The 18,336-nt window shown below is 70.7% G+C and carries 10 protein-coding genes and 1 tRNA gene; 4 read left to right on the plus strand and 7 right to left on the minus strand.

Annotation, left to right across the window (positions count from 1 at the left end; translation table 11 throughout):
* Nucleotides 1-233 precede the first annotated feature (233 nt).
* Both OG622_RS10275 and OG622_RS10280 read right to left on the minus strand, forming a co-directional pair.
* The gene (locus OG622_RS10275; protein ID WP_371584055.1) at nt 234-4,148 is read right to left on the minus strand and encodes a helix-turn-helix domain-containing protein; all 3,915 of its coding nucleotides are present in this window, start codon (nt 4,146-4,148) and stop codon (nt 234-236) included.
* Between the two features lie 168 nt (nt 4,149-4,316).
* On the minus strand, nt 4,317-4,679 hold the full coding sequence (locus OG622_RS10280) for a hypothetical protein (RefSeq protein ID WP_371575047.1): 363 nt from the start codon (nt 4,677-4,679) through the stop codon (nt 4,317-4,319).
* 319 nt (nt 4,680-4,998) lie between these two features.
* Here OG622_RS10280 and OG622_RS10285 point away from each other — a divergent pair, with 319 nt between their 5' ends.
* The gene (locus tag OG622_RS10285) at nt 4,999-6,369 is read left to right on the plus strand and encodes a glycoside hydrolase family 43 protein (protein WP_371575049.1); all 1,371 of its coding nucleotides are present in this window, start codon (nt 4,999-5,001) and stop codon (nt 6,367-6,369) included.
* Between the two features lie 75 nt (nt 6,370-6,444).
* On the opposite strand, the gene fusA is transcribed toward OG622_RS10285, so the two are convergent.
* The 5 genes from fusA to sucC form a co-directional block, all read right to left on the minus strand.
* Nucleotides 6,445-8,532 (minus strand): elongation factor G, encoded by a 2,088-nt coding sequence (gene fusA / locus OG622_RS10290; protein ID WP_371575051.1) that lies wholly within the window; start codon nt 8,530-8,532, stop codon nt 6,445-6,447.
* A 405-nt stretch (nt 8,533-8,937) separates the two neighbouring features.
* Nucleotides 8,938-9,022, minus strand: a tRNA-Leu gene (locus OG622_RS10295).
* 186 nt (nt 9,023-9,208) lie between these two features.
* Complete coding sequence (locus tag OG622_RS10300; protein WP_371575052.1) at nt 9,209-10,780, minus strand: aldehyde dehydrogenase family protein; 1,572 nt, start codon at nt 10,778-10,780, stop codon at nt 9,209-9,211.
* Nucleotides 10,781-10,840: 60 nt separating this feature from the next.
* Nucleotides 10,841-11,725, minus strand: a complete 885-nt coding sequence (gene sucD, locus OG622_RS10305) for a succinate--CoA ligase subunit alpha (RefSeq protein WP_371575053.1) — start codon at nt 11,723-11,725, stop codon at nt 10,841-10,843.
* An 11-nt stretch (nt 11,726-11,736) separates the two neighbouring features.
* Entirely contained in the window at nt 11,737-12,867 is a 1,131-nt protein-coding gene (sucC, locus tag OG622_RS10310; protein ID WP_371575055.1) for an ADP-forming succinate--CoA ligase subunit beta, read from the minus strand.
* Nucleotides 12,868-13,043: 176 nt separating this feature from the next.
* On the opposite strand from sucC, the gene OG622_RS10315 reads away from it, so the two are divergent.
* The 3 genes from OG622_RS10315 to OG622_RS10325 are packed head-to-tail and all read left to right on the plus strand — an operon-like array spanning nt 13,044 to nt 18,126.
* Entirely contained in the window at nt 13,044-14,729 is a 1,686-nt protein-coding gene (locus OG622_RS10315; RefSeq protein WP_371575057.1) for a thiamine pyrophosphate-binding protein, read from the plus strand.
* A gap of 10 nt (nt 14,730-14,739) precedes the next feature.
* Nucleotides 14,740-15,990: a formyl-CoA transferase gene (frc, locus tag OG622_RS10320; protein ID WP_371575059.1), complete on the plus strand. Its 1,251-nt coding sequence runs from the start codon at nt 14,740-14,742 to the stop codon at nt 15,988-15,990.
* 3 nt (nt 15,991-15,993) lie between these two features.
* Entirely contained in the window at nt 15,994-18,126 is a 2,133-nt protein-coding gene (locus OG622_RS10325; protein WP_371575061.1) for an acetate--CoA ligase family protein, read from the plus strand.
* The last annotated feature ends 210 nt before the right edge of the window (nt 18,127-18,336 follow it).

Raw genomic sequence — 18,336 nt, forward strand, 5'->3', positions numbered from 1 at the left:
AGCGTGGTCGTGGATCAAGCGTGGGTGTCTCGTGCGGTGACGTGGTCGCGCCATGGTGCGTTCGCGCCGTGGGGCGGTCGTGTGGTCGTGCGGCGGTGCGGTCGAGGAGCAGCCTGCTGGCGGTCCGGCCCGCTCGTCGAGGTCCGGGTGTCGCCCCACCCGATCGGGCAACGGGGAAACACCTGGGAAACCCCCTCCGAGCAGGGCGGTCGGCCATCGGCTGATCAGCGCCCTCAGGTGCGACCGCAGGCCGGTTCCGCCGAAACCGGGACCCCCGGCAACAGGCTGACGCGTTCGTCGGGGTCTATTCCGGCGCTGAGCCGACAGATCTCCGCCAGCCTGGCCCCGGGGTCGAGGTCCCACAGCCGCACCGTGCCGTCGGTGCTGCTGCTGGCCACCGTCCTGCCGTCGGGGGCGAAGTCCACGCCCCACACGGCGTTGGTGTGGCCGGTCAGTGTCGCCCACGGCCGCCGCGCGGCGACGTCCCACAGCCGCACCGTTCGGTCGTTGCCGCTGCTGGCGAGCATCCGGCCGTCCGGCGAGAAGGCAAGGCCACGGGCGGAGCCGGTATGTCCCGTCAGGGCGGCCTCGAAGCGGCGCTCGCGGACGTTCCACAGGCGTACGTTGCCGTCGTTGCCGCTGCTGGCGAGCGTGCGGCCGTCGGGGCTGAAGGCGACGCTCCGTACCGCGCCCGTGTGGCCGGTGAGTGCGGCCAGGGCGCGGTGCGACCGGACGTCCCAGAGCCGTACGGTCAGGTCGTCGCCGGCGCTCGCCAGAGTGCGGCCGTCGGGGCTGAACGCGACGTCGTTGGCGTAGTCCTCATGTCCCTCGAAAGTGGCGAGCCGGCGCCGCGAGGCCACGTCCCAGACGCGGACCGTGCGGTCGGCGCCGGCCGAGGCGAGGGTCTTGCCGTCGGGTGCGAAGGCCACCGAGAAGACCTCCCCGGTGTGGCCCGTGAGCGTCGCGAGGTACTTGCGCGCGGCCACGTCCCACAGGCGGATCGTGCCGTCGGAACCGGCCGAGGCCAGGGTCCTGCCGTCGGGTGCGAAGGCCACCGAGAAGACCGTCTCGGTGTGCCCCCTGAGCCGCTTGAGGAGCCGGTGGCTGCGGGCGTCCCAGAGCCGTACGGTGTGGTCGGTGTCGGCGGTGGCAAGCAGTGACCCGTCGGGGCTGTACACGGCCTGCCAGACCTCCGTGAACGGACGCGCCGTCAGCACCGGTCCGCCCAGCTCCCAGAGGACGACGGACTGGTCGAAGCCGGCCGTGGCCAGCAGTGCGCCGTCGGAGGTCACGGCGACCCCCATGACGTAGTCGGTGTGTCCGGCGAGCACCGCGGTCTGCCGGCCGCTGCGCACGTCCCACAGCCGGGTCGTGCCGTCGCCGACCGCGCCGACCACCGCCGCGCCGTCGGGTGTGTAGGCGACGGCGTTGATGTCGTCGCTGCTCCCCGTGAACGTCGCGGTCGCCCGGCCGTTCCGCAGGTCCCGTACGTCCCACAGCCGTACGGTCCGGTCGATGCCACCGGAGACCACCTGGCGCCCGTCCGGCGAGAACGCCGCGCCCAGCACCTCGTCGGTGTGCCCCTTCAGCACGTCGAGTCGCCGGGCGCGGTCGGTGTCCCACAGGCGTACGGTCCCGTCGGAGCCGGCGGAGACGAGCGTCTTGCCGTCAGGGGCGTACGCCAGCGCGTGGAGCGTGCCTTCGTGGCCGGTGAGCGAGGCGGTGCGCCGGGGTGTGCGCCCGGTGTCCCAGAGTTCGACCGTTCCGTCGGTGGTCGCGACGGCGAGCGCTCCGCCGCGCGGGTCGAAGGCGACCGAGCGGGCGCCCTTCGTGCTCGCGGAGAGGCGGGCCGTGCGGCGGCGGTCGGGGACGTCCCAGAGGGTCACGGGCCCGTCCGTCGAAGTAGCCGCGAGAGTACGGCCGTCGGGGCTGAAGGCGACCGAGCGGACGCGGCCGGGGACGGTGAAGGTGGCGAGCTTGCGGTGGTCGCCGCCCGCGCTGCGCAGGGTGACGGTGCCGTCGGAGCTGGCCGTCGCCAGTGTCCGGTCGTCCGGCGCGAAGGCCACCGCGTTGACCGGCCCTCGATAGCCGTCGAGCCGGGCGGAGAAGGGCTGGGACTGGGTGCTGAGCAGGGCGCCGCGTGCCTCGGCGGTGGTGTCGGCCCGGTAGGCCTCCCCCGCGAGCAGCATCGACGCCTCCGGCTGGCCCTCGGCCAGAGACGCCGAGCGCACGGCGAGGGCCTGGGAGCGGGCGGCCCTCTCCTGGTCGAGAGCGCCCTCCCGCTGCTGGTAGGCGAGCCCGCCGGCGGTCACGGCGAGCCCCAGCAGGACGACGAGCGTGGCGAGCATGGACTGCCGCAGCCGGACCTGCCGTCCGGCCTGTCTGCGGCGACCGTCCTCCTCGGCCTGACTTGCCCGCAGGAAGGCCTCCTCGCCGGGTCCGAGCCGGTTCCAGCCGTCCGACTCGTCGGCCCAGGACCGTACGGTGTCCAGCCGGGTACCCCGGTAGAGGGCGGACGGGTCGCGGCCCTCGCGCCCCCATTCGGCGGCCGCATGTGCCAGTTGCTGGTGGAGGAGGAGTCCGGCCCGGTCGGCGTGGATCCAGTCCCGCAGCCGGGGCCAGGCGTGCAGCAGGGCCTCGTGGGTGATCTCGACGGTGTCGCTGTCCAGGGTGATGAGCCGGGCCCGTACGAAGGCGTCGAGGGCGGCGGCCGTGCCGTCCGCTTCGCCGAGCTGTTCCATCAGGGCGGCCCGGCTCATTCGGCGGCGGGTCGCCCCGGCGCCGTCCGCGACGAGCACCAGCCGGGACAGGATGCGGCGGATCGTCTTCTGTTCGGCCGGGTAGAGCCGGGCGAACACGTTCTCGGCGGTGCGGGCGATGGCTCCCTGGATACCGCCGGCCCGTTCGTATCCGTCGACGGTCAGCGCGGAGCCCGTGCGGCGCTGCCAGGTGGCGAGCAGCGCGTGGGAGACCAGGGGGAGGGCGCCGGACGGCGTCTCACGGGCGCCGATCCCGGTGACCCGCGCGGTGTCCTGGAGCGCCGTCTCCGGTTCGTCGCGCAGTCCGGCGTCGCGCAGGAGAAGAGGGACGAGGCCGGGTTCGAGGGTGACACCGGCGAGTGCGGCGGGGCGTGTGATCGACTCCCGCAGCTCCGTCACGGACATCGGCTCCAGGACGAACAGCCCGTCGGTGAGGACCGGGGTCAGTTCGGGCAGTCCCAGACAGCTTCCGGTGAAGTCGGCACGTACGCCGAGCACCACGACGGCCGGGGCGTGCGTGTCCTGTTCCGGCCCGGTGGTCGCCAGGGCGCGGAGCACCCGGACGAAGGCCCGCCGTTCCTCGTCGTCGGAGCAGAGGGTGAACAGTTCCTCGAACTGGTCCACGATCAGGACGAGTCGCGGGGGCGGGGGCCTCCGGTCCCCCGGGGCCGTCGGCGGTTCGTCGGACATCGCGCGTACGGAGTCGAGCAGGACGGTGGGGTTCTCCCGCACCTCGTCGGCGGTGGGGCCGAGGTCGCCGCCGAGCACTTTGGCGGTGCGTTCCAGCAGTTCGTCCAGCGGGTGCGAGGTGGGGGTGAGCAGCACCACCGGCCAGCGGTCGGCGCCCGGCATCGGGAGGTCGCCGCGCCGAAGGGCGGGGACGAGACCTGCGTTGAGCAGGGACGACTTGCCGGCGCCCGAGGGGGCGACCAGCATCAGCGGTCCGCTGCCGACCTGTTCGAAGATCCGTTCCACCAGTGCGGCCGTCGCGCGTTCCCGGCCGAAGAACCATTCCGCGTCCTGCGGGGTGAACGCCGACAGGCCGCGGTAGGGACACGTCCCGCCCGACTGCCGCGGCCCGGCGTGGGCCTCGGGTCCGCCGTCGCCGTCCTGGGGTGGGGCCTGCTGCACCAGCCGCAGCAACGCCCCGTCCGCGTCCAGGACTTGGTCGCAGAGGCGGGCGACGTCGACAGTGGCGCGTTTCGTACCGGTCTCGATCTTGCTGAGGTAGCCCTTGCTGTAGTGGGTCCGGCGTGCCAGGTCGGTGAGCGACAGTCCGCGTTCCCGCCGCAGTCGTCGCAGTTGTACAGGGAAGGAGTGCGTGGTCGGCGCGGTCCGGTCCCGGTCGTTTCGGCAGTCGGGTACATCTCCGAGCTGCGGGTCCCCCAAGGTGTCCCCCAAGGCAGTGACGGCCGTGTGCCGACGGATGCCCAGGTTACTGTCGGGGCGCTCGCAACGGCCAAGCCTTCACCCGGAGTGGCGGAAACACGAGTGTCCGGAACCGCGGGCCGGCGGTTCCGGACATTCGTTCCCCCGCTGCTCCCCCGAAGCGGGGAACTAGGGCAGAAGGACGATCGAGTTGATCGGCGTCATGTTCTTGACGAGCCAGCCGCCCGGGTTCATGAAGCCCTCGCAGCCCGTGCCGTTGTAGCCGGTGCACGTCCGCACCTTCGCGCCGTCCGTCTGGTTGTTGAAGATGATGTAGTTCCCGGTCACGTTGCTGAGGTTGTAGGTCCCGTAGTTGTAGTACTTATAGGTGGGCGTGTTGTTGTTCCAGTCCGAGCCCGGATACATGCAGAAGTACCCGGACGGACAACCGCGGGTGTCGGCCGCCTGTGCCTGGCTCGCGCCGACCGCCGTCATCGTGGCGACGGCCAGTGCCAGTGCCGCCGCGGTCCGCATCGCCTTGAGCTTGCGCATCGTTCCCCCTGGATCGTGGGTCTTGCTGCCTGCTGTCGAATCCAGACTTGCCCCCCTACTCTCCGGGGTCGACGGGTTTCCTGTTGCCCTCCTGTGAGTCACCTGGGAAACCGGCCGTGACCTGGGGAAACCCCAGGTCGGAGGCAACGGCGACGACGTGGGCGACGGGTAAGCGGAACCCGGTCTCGCACAATCCCTGCGCGATCCATTGACGCGCACATACCTCCCTCTTATCTTCTGACCGAAGTTCCGCACAAGAGCCGACATTTCGAACAACACCCCACGCCTCAGGGCAGTTCGCGCAGAGACGGGACGAGCGTTGAGCAGAACCCTCAGGGCGGTCCTCGCCCTCATCACCTCGGTGGCCGCCCTATTGGGCCTCACCACCGTCTTCGCCGCCCCGGCCGGAGCCGCTCACCCGGCGGCCGGGCAGGCGACGCGGTACACCATGACCGCGTTCACCAACAGCAGCGAGTCGAACATGTACGTCTACGACTCGCCGGACGCGACCGGCTTCACCCTCCAGAAGGGCCCGGCGTACACCCCGGCCTCCGGCCTGATCCGCGACCCCAGCATCTTCAAGCACACGGACGGCTACTACTACCTGACCTACACCACCCGCACCTGGTCGGCGCTCTCCACCACCATCGGCTTCGCCCGCTCCACCGACCGCCTCAACTGGACCTTCCTGTACGACTACACGGTCCCGATCAGCGGTCTGCAGCGCGCCTGGGCGCCCGAGTGGTTCGTCGACACCAACGGCAGCGTCAACATCATCCTGTCCGCGTCCGTCGCGGCCGACGGAGAGTGGATCTTCAAGCCGTACAAGCTGACGGCCACCAACTCCGCCCTCACCGCCTGGTCCGCCCCGACCGTGCTGTCCGGCATCAGCCCGAACTACATCGACACCTTCGTCGTCAAGGTCGGCTCCACCTACCACGCCTTCACCAAGAACGAGACGACGAAGTACATCGAGTACGCCACCGCCTCCAGCCTCACCGGCCCGTACACCTTCCAGAAGACCGGCAACTGGGCCGGCTTCGGCTCCGGGAAGGAGGGCCCGGCGCTCGTCCAGCTCGACAACGGCGGCTGGCGGATCTACTACGACGCCTACGGCGACCAGAAGTACTGGTACAGCGACAGCTACGACAACTTCGCCACCTGGTCGACCCCGACCGAGCTGCCGGGTCTCACCGGTTTCGTACGCCACCTGACCGTCCTCAAGGAGACCGTCTCCGGCGGTGTCACCCTGCCGACCAACACCACCCGGTCCCTGCGGTCCGCCAACTACACGGGCCGCTACGCCGTGGTCCGCTCCGACAGCCTCGGATACGTCGACCCGGTGACCTCCTCCAGCACCACCGCCGTCAAGCAGAGCGCGACCTTCACGATCGTGCCCGGCCTCGCGGACAGCAACTGCTACTCCTTCCGTGACTCCGCCGGCCGCTATCTGCGGCACTGGGACTACCGGCTCCGCTTCGACACGGACGACGGAACGACCGTGTTCGACAAGGACGCCACGTACTGCGCCCGCCCGGGCACGGCCTCCGGCTCGGTCCGGCTGGAGTCGTACAACTACCCGGGCCGCTACATCCGGCACTACAACTACGAGCTGCGACTGGACGTGTACCAGGCCACGGACACCTTCCGCGCCGACAGTTCCTTCACGGCGGTGAGCCCCTGGGCCTGACCGGAACACCTCCTCCGGCCCATGGATGAGGACGGTGCCGCCCGTGCGGAGCACGGGCGGCACCGTCGCGTTCTCCTACCGGTCGCCGGCCACCGCCACCGGTGCCGGGGCGTACCCGGCGGGCCGGGTGGTGAACGTTCCCCGGCCCTGGGTGCGGCTGCGCAGGCGGGTCGCGTAGCCGAACAGCTCCGCCAGCGGCACGGTCGCGGTGATCACCACCGAGCCCGCCCGGGGCACGGAGTCCGAGACCCGGCCGCGGCGCGCCGCGAGGTCGCCGAGCACCCCGCCCACGGCGTCCGCGGGCACGGTGACGGTGACATCCACGACGGGTTCGAGGAGACCCATCACGCCGACCCGCATGGCCTCCCGGAGCGCGAACCGCCCGGCCGTACGGAACGCCAGCTCCGAGGAGTCCTTGGAGTGGGTCGCCCCGTCGGTCAGGGTGACGCTCAGGCCGGTCACCGGGTGACCGCCGAGCGGCCCCTCCGCGAGGGCGTCACGGCAGCCGGCCTCGACCGCGCGGACGTACTCCTGCGGCACCCGGCCGCCCACGACGGTCGAGCGGAAGACGAACCCCGTGGGGGCACCACCGCCGTCGCCGTCCACCTCCAGCTCCAGCTCCAGAGGCGCCACGTCGAGGACGACATGGGCGAACTGGCCGGCCCCGCCGTCCTGTTTGACGTGCCGGAAGACCAGACCGGACACCCCCCGGACGACCGTCTCGCGATAGGCCACGCGAGGCCGCCCGACGGCGACTTCGAGCCCGTGGCTCTGCCGGATCTTCTCCACCGCCACCTCCAGATGCAGTTCGCCCATGCCGGACAGCAGGGTCTGCCCGGTCTCGGGGTCGGTCCGTACGACCAGCGAGGGGTCCTCCTCGGCCAGCCGCGCGAGAGCCGTCGCGAGCCGGTCGGTGTCGGTGCTCCGGCGTGCCTCGACGGCCACCGACACCACCGGGTCGGCGACGGGCGGGGGTTCGAGGAGCAGCGGCGCCGTCGGCGCGCACAGGGTGGTGCCCGCGCGGGCCGACTTCAGCCCGACCACCGCGACGATGTCGCCGGCCACCGCCCGGTCCAGTTCGGCGTGCCGGTCGGCGCGGACCCGCAGGATCCGGCCGATCCGCTCGGTGCGCCGCGTGCCCGTGTCCAGCACGGTGTCTCCCTTCCGGATCGTTCCCGAGTACAGCCGCAGATAGGTCAGCCGTCCCGTGGCCGTGGCGCTCACCTTGAACGCCAGCGCCGCGACCGGCGCCTGTTCGTCGGCGGCCCGCTCCTGCTCCGTACCGTCGTGCGTACCGCGTACGGGCGGTACGTCCAGCGGCGAGGGCAGATACGCCACGACCGCGTCGAGCAGTGGTTCGATGCCACGGTTGCGGTAGGCCGAGCCGCACAGCACGACCACGCCCTCACCCGTGCGGGTCAGGTCGCGCAGCGCCGAGGCCAGCGTGTGCGCGGAGAGCGTGGACCTGGCGCAGAACTCCTCCAGCGCCACGGGGTGCAGTTCCGCCACCGCCTCCTCCAGCCGCCGCCGGCGTCGCTCCGCCTCGTCCCGCAGGGCGTCCGGCACCGGCCCCTCCTCGGCCGTGTCGCCGCCGTCCGCCCAGATCAGGGCCCGCATACGCAGCAGATCCACCACTCCGACGAATCCGTCCTCCGTGCCGATCGGCAACTGCACCACCAGTGGCGTCGGATGGAGTCGCTGCCGGATCGACTCGACGGCCGTGTCGAGGTCGGCGCCCGCGCGGTCCAGCTTGTTGACGAAGGCGATGCGCGGTACGCCGTGCCGGTCGGCCTGCCGCCACACCGACTCGCTCTGCGGCTCGACCCCGGCGACCGCGTCGAACACCGCGATCGCACCGTCGAGCACCCTGAGCGAGCGCTCCACCTCGTCGGCGAAGTCGACATGGCCCGGGGTGTCGATCAGGTTGATCCGATGACCGTCCCAGGCACAGCTCACGGCCGCCGCGAAGATCGTGATGCCGCGATCGCGCTCCTGCGGATCGAAGTCGGTGACGGTCGTGCCGTCGTGGACCTCTCCCCGCTTGTGCGTGGTCCCGGTGGCGTACAGGAACCGCTCGGTGACGGTGGTCTTGCCGGCGTCGACGTGGGCGAGGATGCCCAGGTTGCGGACGGCGGTCAGAGGGTTGGTGACGTTGCTGCGCATGGCCCGTGGCCTTTCAGCTGAGCTGTTTCGGGGCAGCGCGATTCCCGTGCGAGGAGGGCGGACGGCAGGGGGCGCACACGGACGGAGCTGTCGCTCCGTCATCGGCACAGGGGTTCGCCGTCAGGCGTTCGTCACGGACATCCGGTACCAGCCGCGCAGCGGGCACCGGACGGACGAGGACACGAGGATCACCTCGTACAGGGAACGGGGAACGACGACAGCGGTGCGCTCACACACGGCCGGGCTCCCCTCTCTCGTCACTTGGTGGCGTGAGTCTAGGGAGAGCGGAGGCGCAGGCGCACGGCATTTTCGGCACGGCGTTCCCGTACGACGGTCTCGTACGACAGTCCCCTGCGACGAAAAACCCCACCGACCGAAACCGGTCGATGGGGTTGATGTTCGATGTGTCCGAGGGGGGACTTGAACCCCCACGCCCGATAAAGGGCACTAGCACCTCAAGCTAGCGCGTCTGCCATTCCGCCACCCGGACCAGGTGTCTGCCGCCTGGTCAGGGGTGTTCCCTGCGGCGACATGGACAACAATACCAAGATTTCGGAGCGCCCTTCACCTGCATATCCACCTGCTTGTTCGGGCCCCGGACGGGGCCGTGCGGGCCTTGGCGACCAGGCCCGCACGGTCTCACCGGCGGTGATCGGACGGACACTATCCGGCCAAATCAGGCCGCGGACGGCATGAGGTGGTACTCGGGGAAGTTCCCCGGCAGCCGTTCCCCCGCCGGGCCGCGTGTGACGGCCCGCACGAGCAGTTCACCGCCGACGAAGGCGCCCCGCCAGGACGCGCCGAAGCCGCCGAAAAGCTCCTCGCGGTCGCCGCGTGAGCGGGGAGTGCCGTGGCCGACCTTGAACGCCCGGATCTGGGGTGCCAGCCGCTCGTACGTCGCGTGGTCGTCGGTGGAGAGGGTGGCGACGAGCGCGCCGTTCGAGGCGTTCATGGCGGCGAGCAGTTCGGCCTCGGTGTCGACCAGGACGATCGTGTCGACCGGGCCGAAGGGTTCCGCGTGGTGCAGCGGGGAGGACGAGGGCGGGTTGAGGAGGGTGACGGGCTGGACGTACGCGCCGGTGTCCTGGCCGGGCAGGAAGCGCGCGTCGGCGAACCGGCCCCGGTGGAGCGGGACGGCGCCCCGGTCGACGGCCTCGGCTACCTGGTCGGTCAGTTCCTTGGCCTTGGCCGCGTTGATGACGGGCCCGAAGTCCAGCTTGGGGTACGGGTCGTCGGGGTGCTCGACGGCCAGCGGGTGGCCGACCCTGAGGGTGCGGACCGCCGGGAGGTAGGCGGCCAGGAACTCGTCGAACAGTTCCCGCTGGACGACGAAGCGCGGGTACGCCGTGCAGCGCTGTTTGCCGTAGTCGAAGAGCTTGGGGATGACGGCGGTCAGAGTGTCCCAGTCGGTGTGGTTCCAGATGCCCCAGGTGTTCAGTCCCTCCTGTTCCAGCACATGGCGTTTGCCGAGGTCGGCGACGGCGGTGGCCACGGCGGCGCCGGTGTCGCGGCCGCCGACGAAGGAGACGCAGCCGATCTCGGGGGCGCGGACGAGCGCCTCCGACAGTTCGCTGCCGCTGCCGCTGACGAGGGTGACGGGTATGCCTTCGCGGGCGGCGAGCGCGCCGGCCAGGGTGAGGCAGGCGACGCCGCCGTCGGTCGGGGCCTTGGCGATGACCGCGTTCCCCGCCAGCGCCTGGACCAGCATCGCGTGGACGAGCACGCTCATCGGGTAGTTCCAGCTCGCGATGTTGGAGACGGGACCGTCGAGGGGGACGCGTCCTTCGACCATGGGCTCGATGCCGTCGACGTACCAGCGGACGCCGTCGATGGCCCGGTCCACGTCTGCCTGCGCGAGCCGCCAGGGTTTGCCGATCTCCCAGACGAGGAGGAGGGCGAGCAGTTCGCGGTGCTGGGTGAGGGCGTCGAGGGTGGCGGCGACCCGGGCGCGGCGTTCGCCGAGGGGGACGTGGCGCCAGGCGCGGTGCTGGTCGAGGGAGGCGCGTACCGCCTGGTGCGCGGTGGCGCCGTCCAGGCGGGGTGGGCCCGCGACGGGGCTGCCGTCGACGGGGCTGGTGGCCGGGAGTGCCCGGCCGTCGGCTCGCCAGGCGGCGCCCCAGTGGTTGAGGACCCGGTCGTCCCGGAAGGCCTCGGGGGCGACGGCGAGACACCGCTGCCAGGCGTCGGTCCAGGCGGTGCCGGATTTGAGGGTCAGAGGGGCAGGGGTGGTGAGGGTGGGTGGTGCCATGGGTTTCTCCGCTCTCGGTGCGCAGTCGGGGGCGGGGGGACACAAGAGATGGGAGTGAGGTCAGGCCTCGTCCTCCAGGGCGGCGAGCACGAGCCGGGCCGTCTCGGTGGGGGTGCCGCCGACCCTCACTCCGACCGCTTCCAGCGCCTCCTTCTTGGCCTGGGCGGTGCCGGAGGAGCCGGAGACGATGGCGCCCGCGTGGCCCATCGTCTTGCCCTCGGGGGCGGTGAACCCGGCGATGTAGCCGATGACGGGCTTGGTGACGTGGTCGCGGACGTACGCGGCGGCCCGTTCCTCGGCGTCGCCGCCGATCTCGCCGATGAGGACGATGAGTTCGGTGTCGGGGTCGTTCTGGAAGGCGGCCAGGCAGTCGATGTGGGTGGTGCCGACGACGGGGTCGCCGCCGATGCCGACGCAGGTGGAGAAGCCGATGTCGCGGAGTTCGTACATGAGTTGGTAGGTGAGGGTGCCGGACTTGGAGACCAGGCCGACGCGTCCCGGCTTGGTGATGTCGGCGGGGATGATGCCGGCGTTGGACTGGCCGGGGGTGATCAGGCCGGGGCAGTTGGGGCCGATGATCCGGGTGCCCCTGGACCGGGCGTACGCCGTGAAGGCGACGGAGTCGTGGACGGGGATGCCCTCGGTGATGACGACGGCGAGGCCGATGCCGGCGTCGGCGGCCTCGACGACGGCCGCCTTGGCGAAGGCGGGCGGGACGAAGACGACGGTGACGTCGGCGCCGGTGACCTCGATGCCCTCGTGGACGGAACCGAAGACGGGGACGGCACGGTCGTCGAAGTCGACGGTCCGGCCCGCCTTGCGGGGGTTGACGCCGCCGACGACGTTCGTGCCGGCCGCGAGCATGCGGCGGGTGTGCTTCATGCCCTCGCCGCCGGTCATGCCCTGGACGAGGACCTTGCTCTCCTTGGTGAGGTAGATGGCCATGTCCGGGCTCCTCAGATCGCGTGGGCGAGGTCGGCGGCACGGCGCGCGGCGCCGTCCATGGTGGTGGCCTGGTGGACGAGGGGGTGGTCGCGGTCGTCGAGGATGGCCCGGCCGCGTGCGGCGTTGTTGCCGTCGAGGCGGACGACCAGCGGTTTGGTCAACCGCACGCTGTCCAGGGCCTGCACGATGCCGTCCGCGACCGCGTCGCAGGCGGTGATCCCGCCGAAGACGTTGACGAGGACCGACTTCACCTCGGGGTCGGAGAGGATGACGGAGAGGCCGTCGGCCATGATCTGGGCGGAGGCGCCGCCGCCGATGTCGAGGAAGTTGGCGGGGCGGGCGCCGCAGCCCGCCACCACGTCGAGGGTCGACATGACGAGTCCGGCGCCGTTGCCGATGACACCGACCTCGCCGTCCAGCTTCACGTAGTTGAGGCCCTTGGCGGCGGCCGCCGCCTCCAGCGGGTCGTCGTGCGCGAAGCCCTCGTCGCCCCAACGCGTCTGCCGGAAGCTCGCGTTGTCGTCCAGGGTGACCTTGCCGTCGAGGGCGAGGATGCGGCCCTGTGCGGTCCGGACCAGGGGGTTCACTTCGACGAGCAGAGCGTCCTCGCGGGTCAGCACCTCCCAGAGCCGTACGAGGACGTCGACGGTCTGCGGGGGCAGGCCGGCGGCCTGCGCGATCTCGGTCGCCTTCGCCGAGGTGACGCCCTCGACGGGGTCGATGGGGATACGGGCGACGGCTTCGGGGCGGGTCGCCGCGACCTCCTCGATGTCCATGCCGCCCTCGGCCGAGGCGATCGCGAGGAAACGGCCGACGGCGCGGTCGAGGACGTACGAGACGTAGAACTCGCTCTCGATCGCGACGGGTTCGGCCACCATCACCTTGCGGACGGTGTGGCCCTTGATGTCCATACCGAGGATCTGCCGTGCCGTCAGTTCGGTGGCGGCGGGGTCGGCGGCGAGCTTCACCCCGCCCGCCTTGCCGCGTCCGCCGGTCTTCACCTGGGCCTTGACGACGACGCGTCCGCCCAGCCGGCGGGCTGTGTCGCGGGCCTCCTTGGGCGAGTCCGTGACCTCGGCCCTCGGCACCGGGATGCCGTGTTCTTCGAAGAGTTCCCTTGCCTGGTGCTCGAAAAGGTCCATTCCGGCTCCTGACTCAAAAGTGCCGCACGCCCCCTGGACACCACCCATCGGATGCGGGATAACAAGCTTCATACAGTATTCGTCGACTGTATGCAATCAACCGCGAGACCGCTCCAACCCCTACGAACACCCCAGGACGACCCCACGAAACCCCTACGAAGGGACAGGACTTCGCCATGCCCGACGGCAACAGCCAGGACCTCATCTCCGGTGGTCACCTCGTCGCCAAGGCGCTCAAAGCGGAGGGTGTGGAGGTCATCTACACCCTGTGCGGCGGCCACATCATCGACATCTACGACGGCTGCGTCGACGAGGGCATCGAGGTCGTCGACGTACGCCACGAACAGGTCGCCGCCCACGCCGCCGACGGCTACGCCCGTATCACCGGCAAGCCCGGATGCGCGGTCGTCACCGCCGGCCCCGGTACGACCGACGCCGTGACCGGCGTCGCCAACGCCTTCCGCGCGGAGTCCCCGATGCTGCTGATCGGCGGCCAGGGCGCGCACACCCAGCACAAGATGGGGTCCCTGCAGGACCTGCCGCACGTCGACATGATGACCCCGATCACCAAGTTCGCGGCGACCGTGCCGGACACGGCCCGCGCCGCCGACATGGTGTCCATGGCCTTCCGCGAGTGCTACCACGGCGCCCCCGGCCCCTCCTTCCTGGAGATCCCGCGCGATGTCCTCGACGCCAAGGTGCCGGTGGAGAAGGCGCGGGTGCCCAAAGCCGGCGCCTACCGGGCCTCGACCCGCTCGGCCGGCGACCCCGAGGCCATCGAGAAGCTCGCCGACCTGCTGGTGCACGCCGAGAAGCCCGCGATCCTGCTGGGCAGCCAGGTGTGGACGACCCGGGGCACCGAGTCCGCCATCGAGCTGGTGCGCACGCTGAACATCCCGGCGTACATGAACGGCGCCGGCCGCGGCACGCTCCCGCCCGGCGACCCGCACCACTTCCAGCTCTCCCGCCGGTACGCCTTCTCCAACGCCGACGTCATCGTCATCGTCGGCACGCCCTTCGACTTCCGCATGGGCTACGGCAAGCGGCTGTCGCCGGACGCGACCGTCGTGCAGATCGACCTCGACTACCGGACCGTCGGCAAGAACCGCGACATCGACCTCGGGATCGTGGGCGACGCCGGACTGGTCCTGAAGTCGGTGACCGAGGCGGCCTCCGGGCGCGTCAACGGGGGTGCGTCGAGGCGCAAGGAGTGGCTGGACGAGCTGCGCGCCGCCGAGCAGACCGCCATCGAGAAGCGACTGCCCAGCCTCAAGTCCGACGCCTCGCCCATCCACCCCTACCGGCTGGTCAGCGAGATCAACGAGTTCCTCACCGAGGACTCCATCTACATCGGCGACGGCGGCGACATCGTCACCTTCTCCGGTCAGGTCGTGCAGCCCAAGTCACCCGGGCACTGGATGGACCCCGGTCCCCTCGGCACACTCGGCGTCGGCGTCCCCTTCGTGCTCGCCGCCAAGAAGGCGCGGCCCGACAAGGAGGTGGTGGCCCTCTTCGGCGACGGCGCCTTCTCCCTCACCGGCTGGGACTTCGAGACCCTCGTCCGCTACGACCTCCCCTTCGTCGGGATCATCGGCAACAACTCCTCCATGAACCAGATCCGTTACGGCCAGAAGGCCAAGTACGGCGAGGAACGCGAGCGCGTCGGCAACACCCTCGGCGACGTCCACTACGACAAGTTCGCCCAGATGCTGGGCGGTTACGGCGAGGAGGTCCGCGACCCCGCCGACATCGGCCCCGCGCTCCAGCGGGCCCGTGAGTCGGGCAAGCCGTCGCTCATCAACGTCTGGGTCGACCCGGACGCGTACGCCCCCGGAACCATGAACCAGACGATGTACAAGTGAGGTGCCCCCGATGACCCCTACCGCAGGAACGTCGACCAAGGCTCTCGAAGGCATCCGCGTCCTCGACATGACGCACGTCCAGTCCGGGCCCTCCGCCACCCAGTTGCTCGCCTGGCTCGGCGCGGACGTGGTGAAGCTGGAGGCGCCGACCGGTGACATCACGCGCAAGCAGCTGCGCGACCTCCCGGACGTCGACTCCCTCTACTTCACGATGCTCAACTGCAACAAGCGGAGCATCACCCTCAACACCAAGACCGAGCGCGGCAAGGAGATCCTCACCGAGCTGATCCGGCGTTCCGACGTCATGGTCGAGAACTTCGGACCCGGCGCGGTCGACCGCATGGGCTTCACCTGGGACCGCATCCAGGAGATCAATCCGCGGATCGTCTATGCCTCCATCAAGGGGTTCGGGGACGGGCCGTACACCAATTTCAAGGCGTACGAGGTCGTCGCGCAGGCCATGGGCGGGTCGATGGCGACCACCGGCTTCGAGGACGGGCCACCGCTGGCGACGGGCGCCCAGATCGGGGACTCGGGCACGGGCATCCACGCCGTGGCGGGGATTCTCGCGGCGCTGTACCAGCGGGAGAACACCGGGCGCGGCCAGCGGGTCAATGTGGCCATGCAGCACGCCGTCCTCAACCTCTGCCGGGTGAAGCTGAGGGATCAGCAGCGGCTGGCACATGGCCCGCTCCGTGAATATCCCAACGAGGACTTCGGCGACGAGGTTCCCAGGTCCGGGAACGCGTCCGGCGGCGGCCAGCCCGGCTGGGCCGTGAAGTGCGCGCCGGGCGGCCCGAACGACTACGTGTACGTCATCGTGCAGCCCGTCGGCTGGCAGCCGATGAGCGAGCTGATCGGCCGGCCCGAGCTGGCGGACGACCCCGAGTGGGCGACACCGGAGGCCCGGCTGCCCAAGCTCAACAAGATGTTCCAGCTCATCGAGGAGTGGTCGTCCACGCTCCCCAAGTGGGAGGTCCTGGAGCGGCTCAACGCCCACAACATCCCGTGCGGGCCGATCCTCTCCACCAAGGAGATCATCGAGGACGAGTCCCTGGTCTCCAACGAGATGGTCGTCACCGTGCCGCATCCCGAGCGCGGCGACTTCGTGACCGTCGGCAGCCCGTTGAAGCTGTCCGACTCCCCCGTGGACGTGACCAGTTCCCCCCTGCTCGGCGAGCACAACGAAGAGGTCTACGTCGGCGAGCTGGGGCTCGGCGACGAGGAGCTGCGCCTGCTCAAGTCGAACGGAGTGATCTGATTGATGGCCGAAGACCGGGTGCTGAGGGTGCGCACACTCCTCGACGCCGTACGGGCCGAGGGCCGGAGCGCGCTGACCGCTCCCGAGGGCAAGGTGATCGCCGACGCGTACGGGATCGCCGTACCCGGTGAGGAGTTGGCGCGGGACGTCGACGAGGCGGTGTCGTACGCGGCGCGCTTCGGCGGGCCGGTCGTCATGAAGATCGTCTCGCCGGACATCCTCCACAAGACCGACGCGGGCGGTGTGATCGTCGGAGTGGAGGGGGCCGGTGACGTACGGGCCGCGTTCCACCGCATCGTCGACAACGCCCGCGCGTACGCACCCGACGCCCGTATCGAGGGCGTCCAGGTGCAGGAGTTGCTGCCGAAGGGGCAGGAGGTCATCGTCGGCGCGGTGACGGACCCGACGTTCGGGAAGGTCGTCGCGTTCGGGCTCGGCGGCGTGCTGGTCGAGGTCCTCAAGGACGTGACCTTCCGGCTCGCGCCGGTCGACGCGGACGAGGCGCTCTCCATGCTGGACTCGATCCGCGCGGCGGAGATCCTGCGCGGGGTGCGCGGCGCCCCTGCGGTGGACCGGTGGGCGATCGCCGAGCAGATCCGCCGGGTCTCCGAACTCGTCGCGGACTTCCCGGAGATCGCCGAGGTGGACCTCAACCCGGTGATCGCCACCCCGGAGAGCGCGGTGGCGGCGGACATCCGGGTGATTCTCGCGGAGTCGGTGCCGAAGCCCCGGCGCAGGTACTCCCGCGAGGAGATCCTCGCGTCGATGCGCCGGCTGATGCGGCCCTCGGCGGTCGCCGTGATCGGGGCCTCCAACGAGCAGGGCAAGATCGGCAACTCGGTGATGCGCAACCTCGTCGACGGCGGATTCTCCGGCGAGATCTATCCGGTGAACCCCAAGTCCGATGACATTCTGGGCCGCAAGGCGTACAAGAGTGTCACGGACGTTCCCGGTGAGGTGGATGTGGCGGTCTTCGCGATCCCCGCCAAGTTCGTGGCCTCGGCGCTGGAGGAGGTGGGTCGCAAGGGCATCCCCAACGCCGTACTGATCCCGTCGGGTTTCGCGGAGACCGGCGAGCACGGACTCCAGGACGAGATCGTGGCGATCGCCGAGCGGTACGGCGTCCGACTGCTCGGGCCGAACATCTACGGCTACTACTCGACGTGGCACGACCTGTGCGCCACGTTCTGCACGCCGTACGACGTCAAGGGCGGGGTGGCGCTGACCTCGCAGTCCGGTGGCATCGGGATGGCCATCCTGGGCTTCGCGCGGACCACGAAGACGGGTGTGTCGGCGATCGTCGGGCTCGGCAACAAGTCGGACCTGGACGAGGACGACCTGCTGACCTGGTTCGGCGAGGACCCGCACACCGAGTGCATAGCCATGCATCTGGAGGACCTCAAGGACGGGCGGGCCTTCGTGGAGGCCGCGCGGGCGACCGTCCCGAAGAAGCCGGTCGTGGTCCTCAAGGCGGGCCGTACGGCGGCCGGGGCGAAGGCGGCGGGCTCGCACACGGGCGCGCTGGCGGGCGACGACGCCGTGTACGAGGACATCCTGAAGCAGGCCGGGGTGATCAGGGCGCCGGGCCTGAACGAGATGCTGGAGTACGCGCGCGCGTTGCCGGTGCTCCCGGCTCCCCGGGGCGACAACATCGTGATCATCACGGGTGCGGGCGGCAGCGGCGTCCTGCTGTCGGACGCCGTCACCGACAACGGTCTGACGCTGATGGAGATCCCGCCGGACCTGGACGCGTCCTTCCGGAAGTTCATCCCGCCCTTCGGCGCGGCCGGCAACCCGGTCGACATCACCGGGGGCGAGCCTCCGTCGACGTACGAGGCGACGATCCGGCTGGGCCTGGAGGACCCGCGCATCCACGCGCTCGTCCTCGGCTACTGGCACACCATCGTCACCCCGCCCATGGTGTTCGCCGAGCTCACCGCGCGCGTGGTGGCCGAGTTCCGCGAGCGGGGCATCGAGAAACCGGTCGTCGCGTCGCTCGCGGGCGACGTCGAGGTGGAGGAGGCCTGCCAGTACCTCTTCGAGCGTGGGGTCGTGGCGTACCCGTACACGACCGAGAAGCCGGTGGCCGTACTCGGCGCGAAGTATCGCTGGGCGCGGGCCGCGGGGTTGCTCTGATGGGCGCGCTCGCTGTGGTATGGCCGGGGGTCCGGGGGTTGTCCCCGGGCGTGACACAGCTCGCTGGGCGCGGGCGGCGGGGCTGCTGTGACGAGCGTCGCCGCGGCGCGGCTGTTGGGGGGAGATCGATGAGCTGAGCGACGGCTCGAACCACGGGGCCTGCGGCGACCGCTCACCGCGGGCCCCGGCGCAAAGAAGCACGGACAGGGG

The organism is Streptomyces sp. NBC_01314, from assembly GCF_041435215.1.
Lineage (GTDB): Bacteria > Actinomycetota > Actinomycetes > Streptomycetales > Streptomycetaceae > Streptomyces.

Bases quoted from the DNA above. Each gene is read 5' to 3' on its own strand.
- fusA (WP_371575051.1), bottom strand. From the start codon at position 8,532: ATGCGCAGCAACGTCACCAACCCTCTGACCGCCGTCCGCAACCTGGGC.
- OG622_RS10325 (WP_371575061.1), top strand. From the start codon at position 15,994: ATGGCCGAAGACCGGGTGCTGAGGGTGCGCACACTCCTCGACGCCGTA.
- frc (WP_371575059.1), top strand. From the start codon at position 14,740: ATGACCCCTACCGCAGGAACGTCGACCAAGGCTCTCGAAGGCATCCGC.
- sucD (WP_371575053.1), bottom strand. From the start codon at position 11,725: ATGGCCATCTACCTCACCAAGGAGAGCAAGGTCCTCGTCCAGGGCATG.
- OG622_RS10300 (WP_371575052.1), bottom strand. From the start codon at position 10,780: ATGGCACCACCCACCCTCACCACCCCTGCCCCTCTGACCCTCAAATCC.
- sucC (WP_371575055.1), bottom strand. From the start codon at position 12,867: ATGGACCTTTTCGAGCACCAGGCAAGGGAACTCTTCGAAGAACACGGC.
- OG622_RS10315 (WP_371575057.1), top strand. From the start codon at position 13,044: ATGCCCGACGGCAACAGCCAGGACCTCATCTCCGGTGGTCACCTCGTC.
- OG622_RS10280 (WP_371575047.1), bottom strand. From the start codon at position 4,679: ATGCGCAAGCTCAAGGCGATGCGGACCGCGGCGGCACTGGCACTGGCC.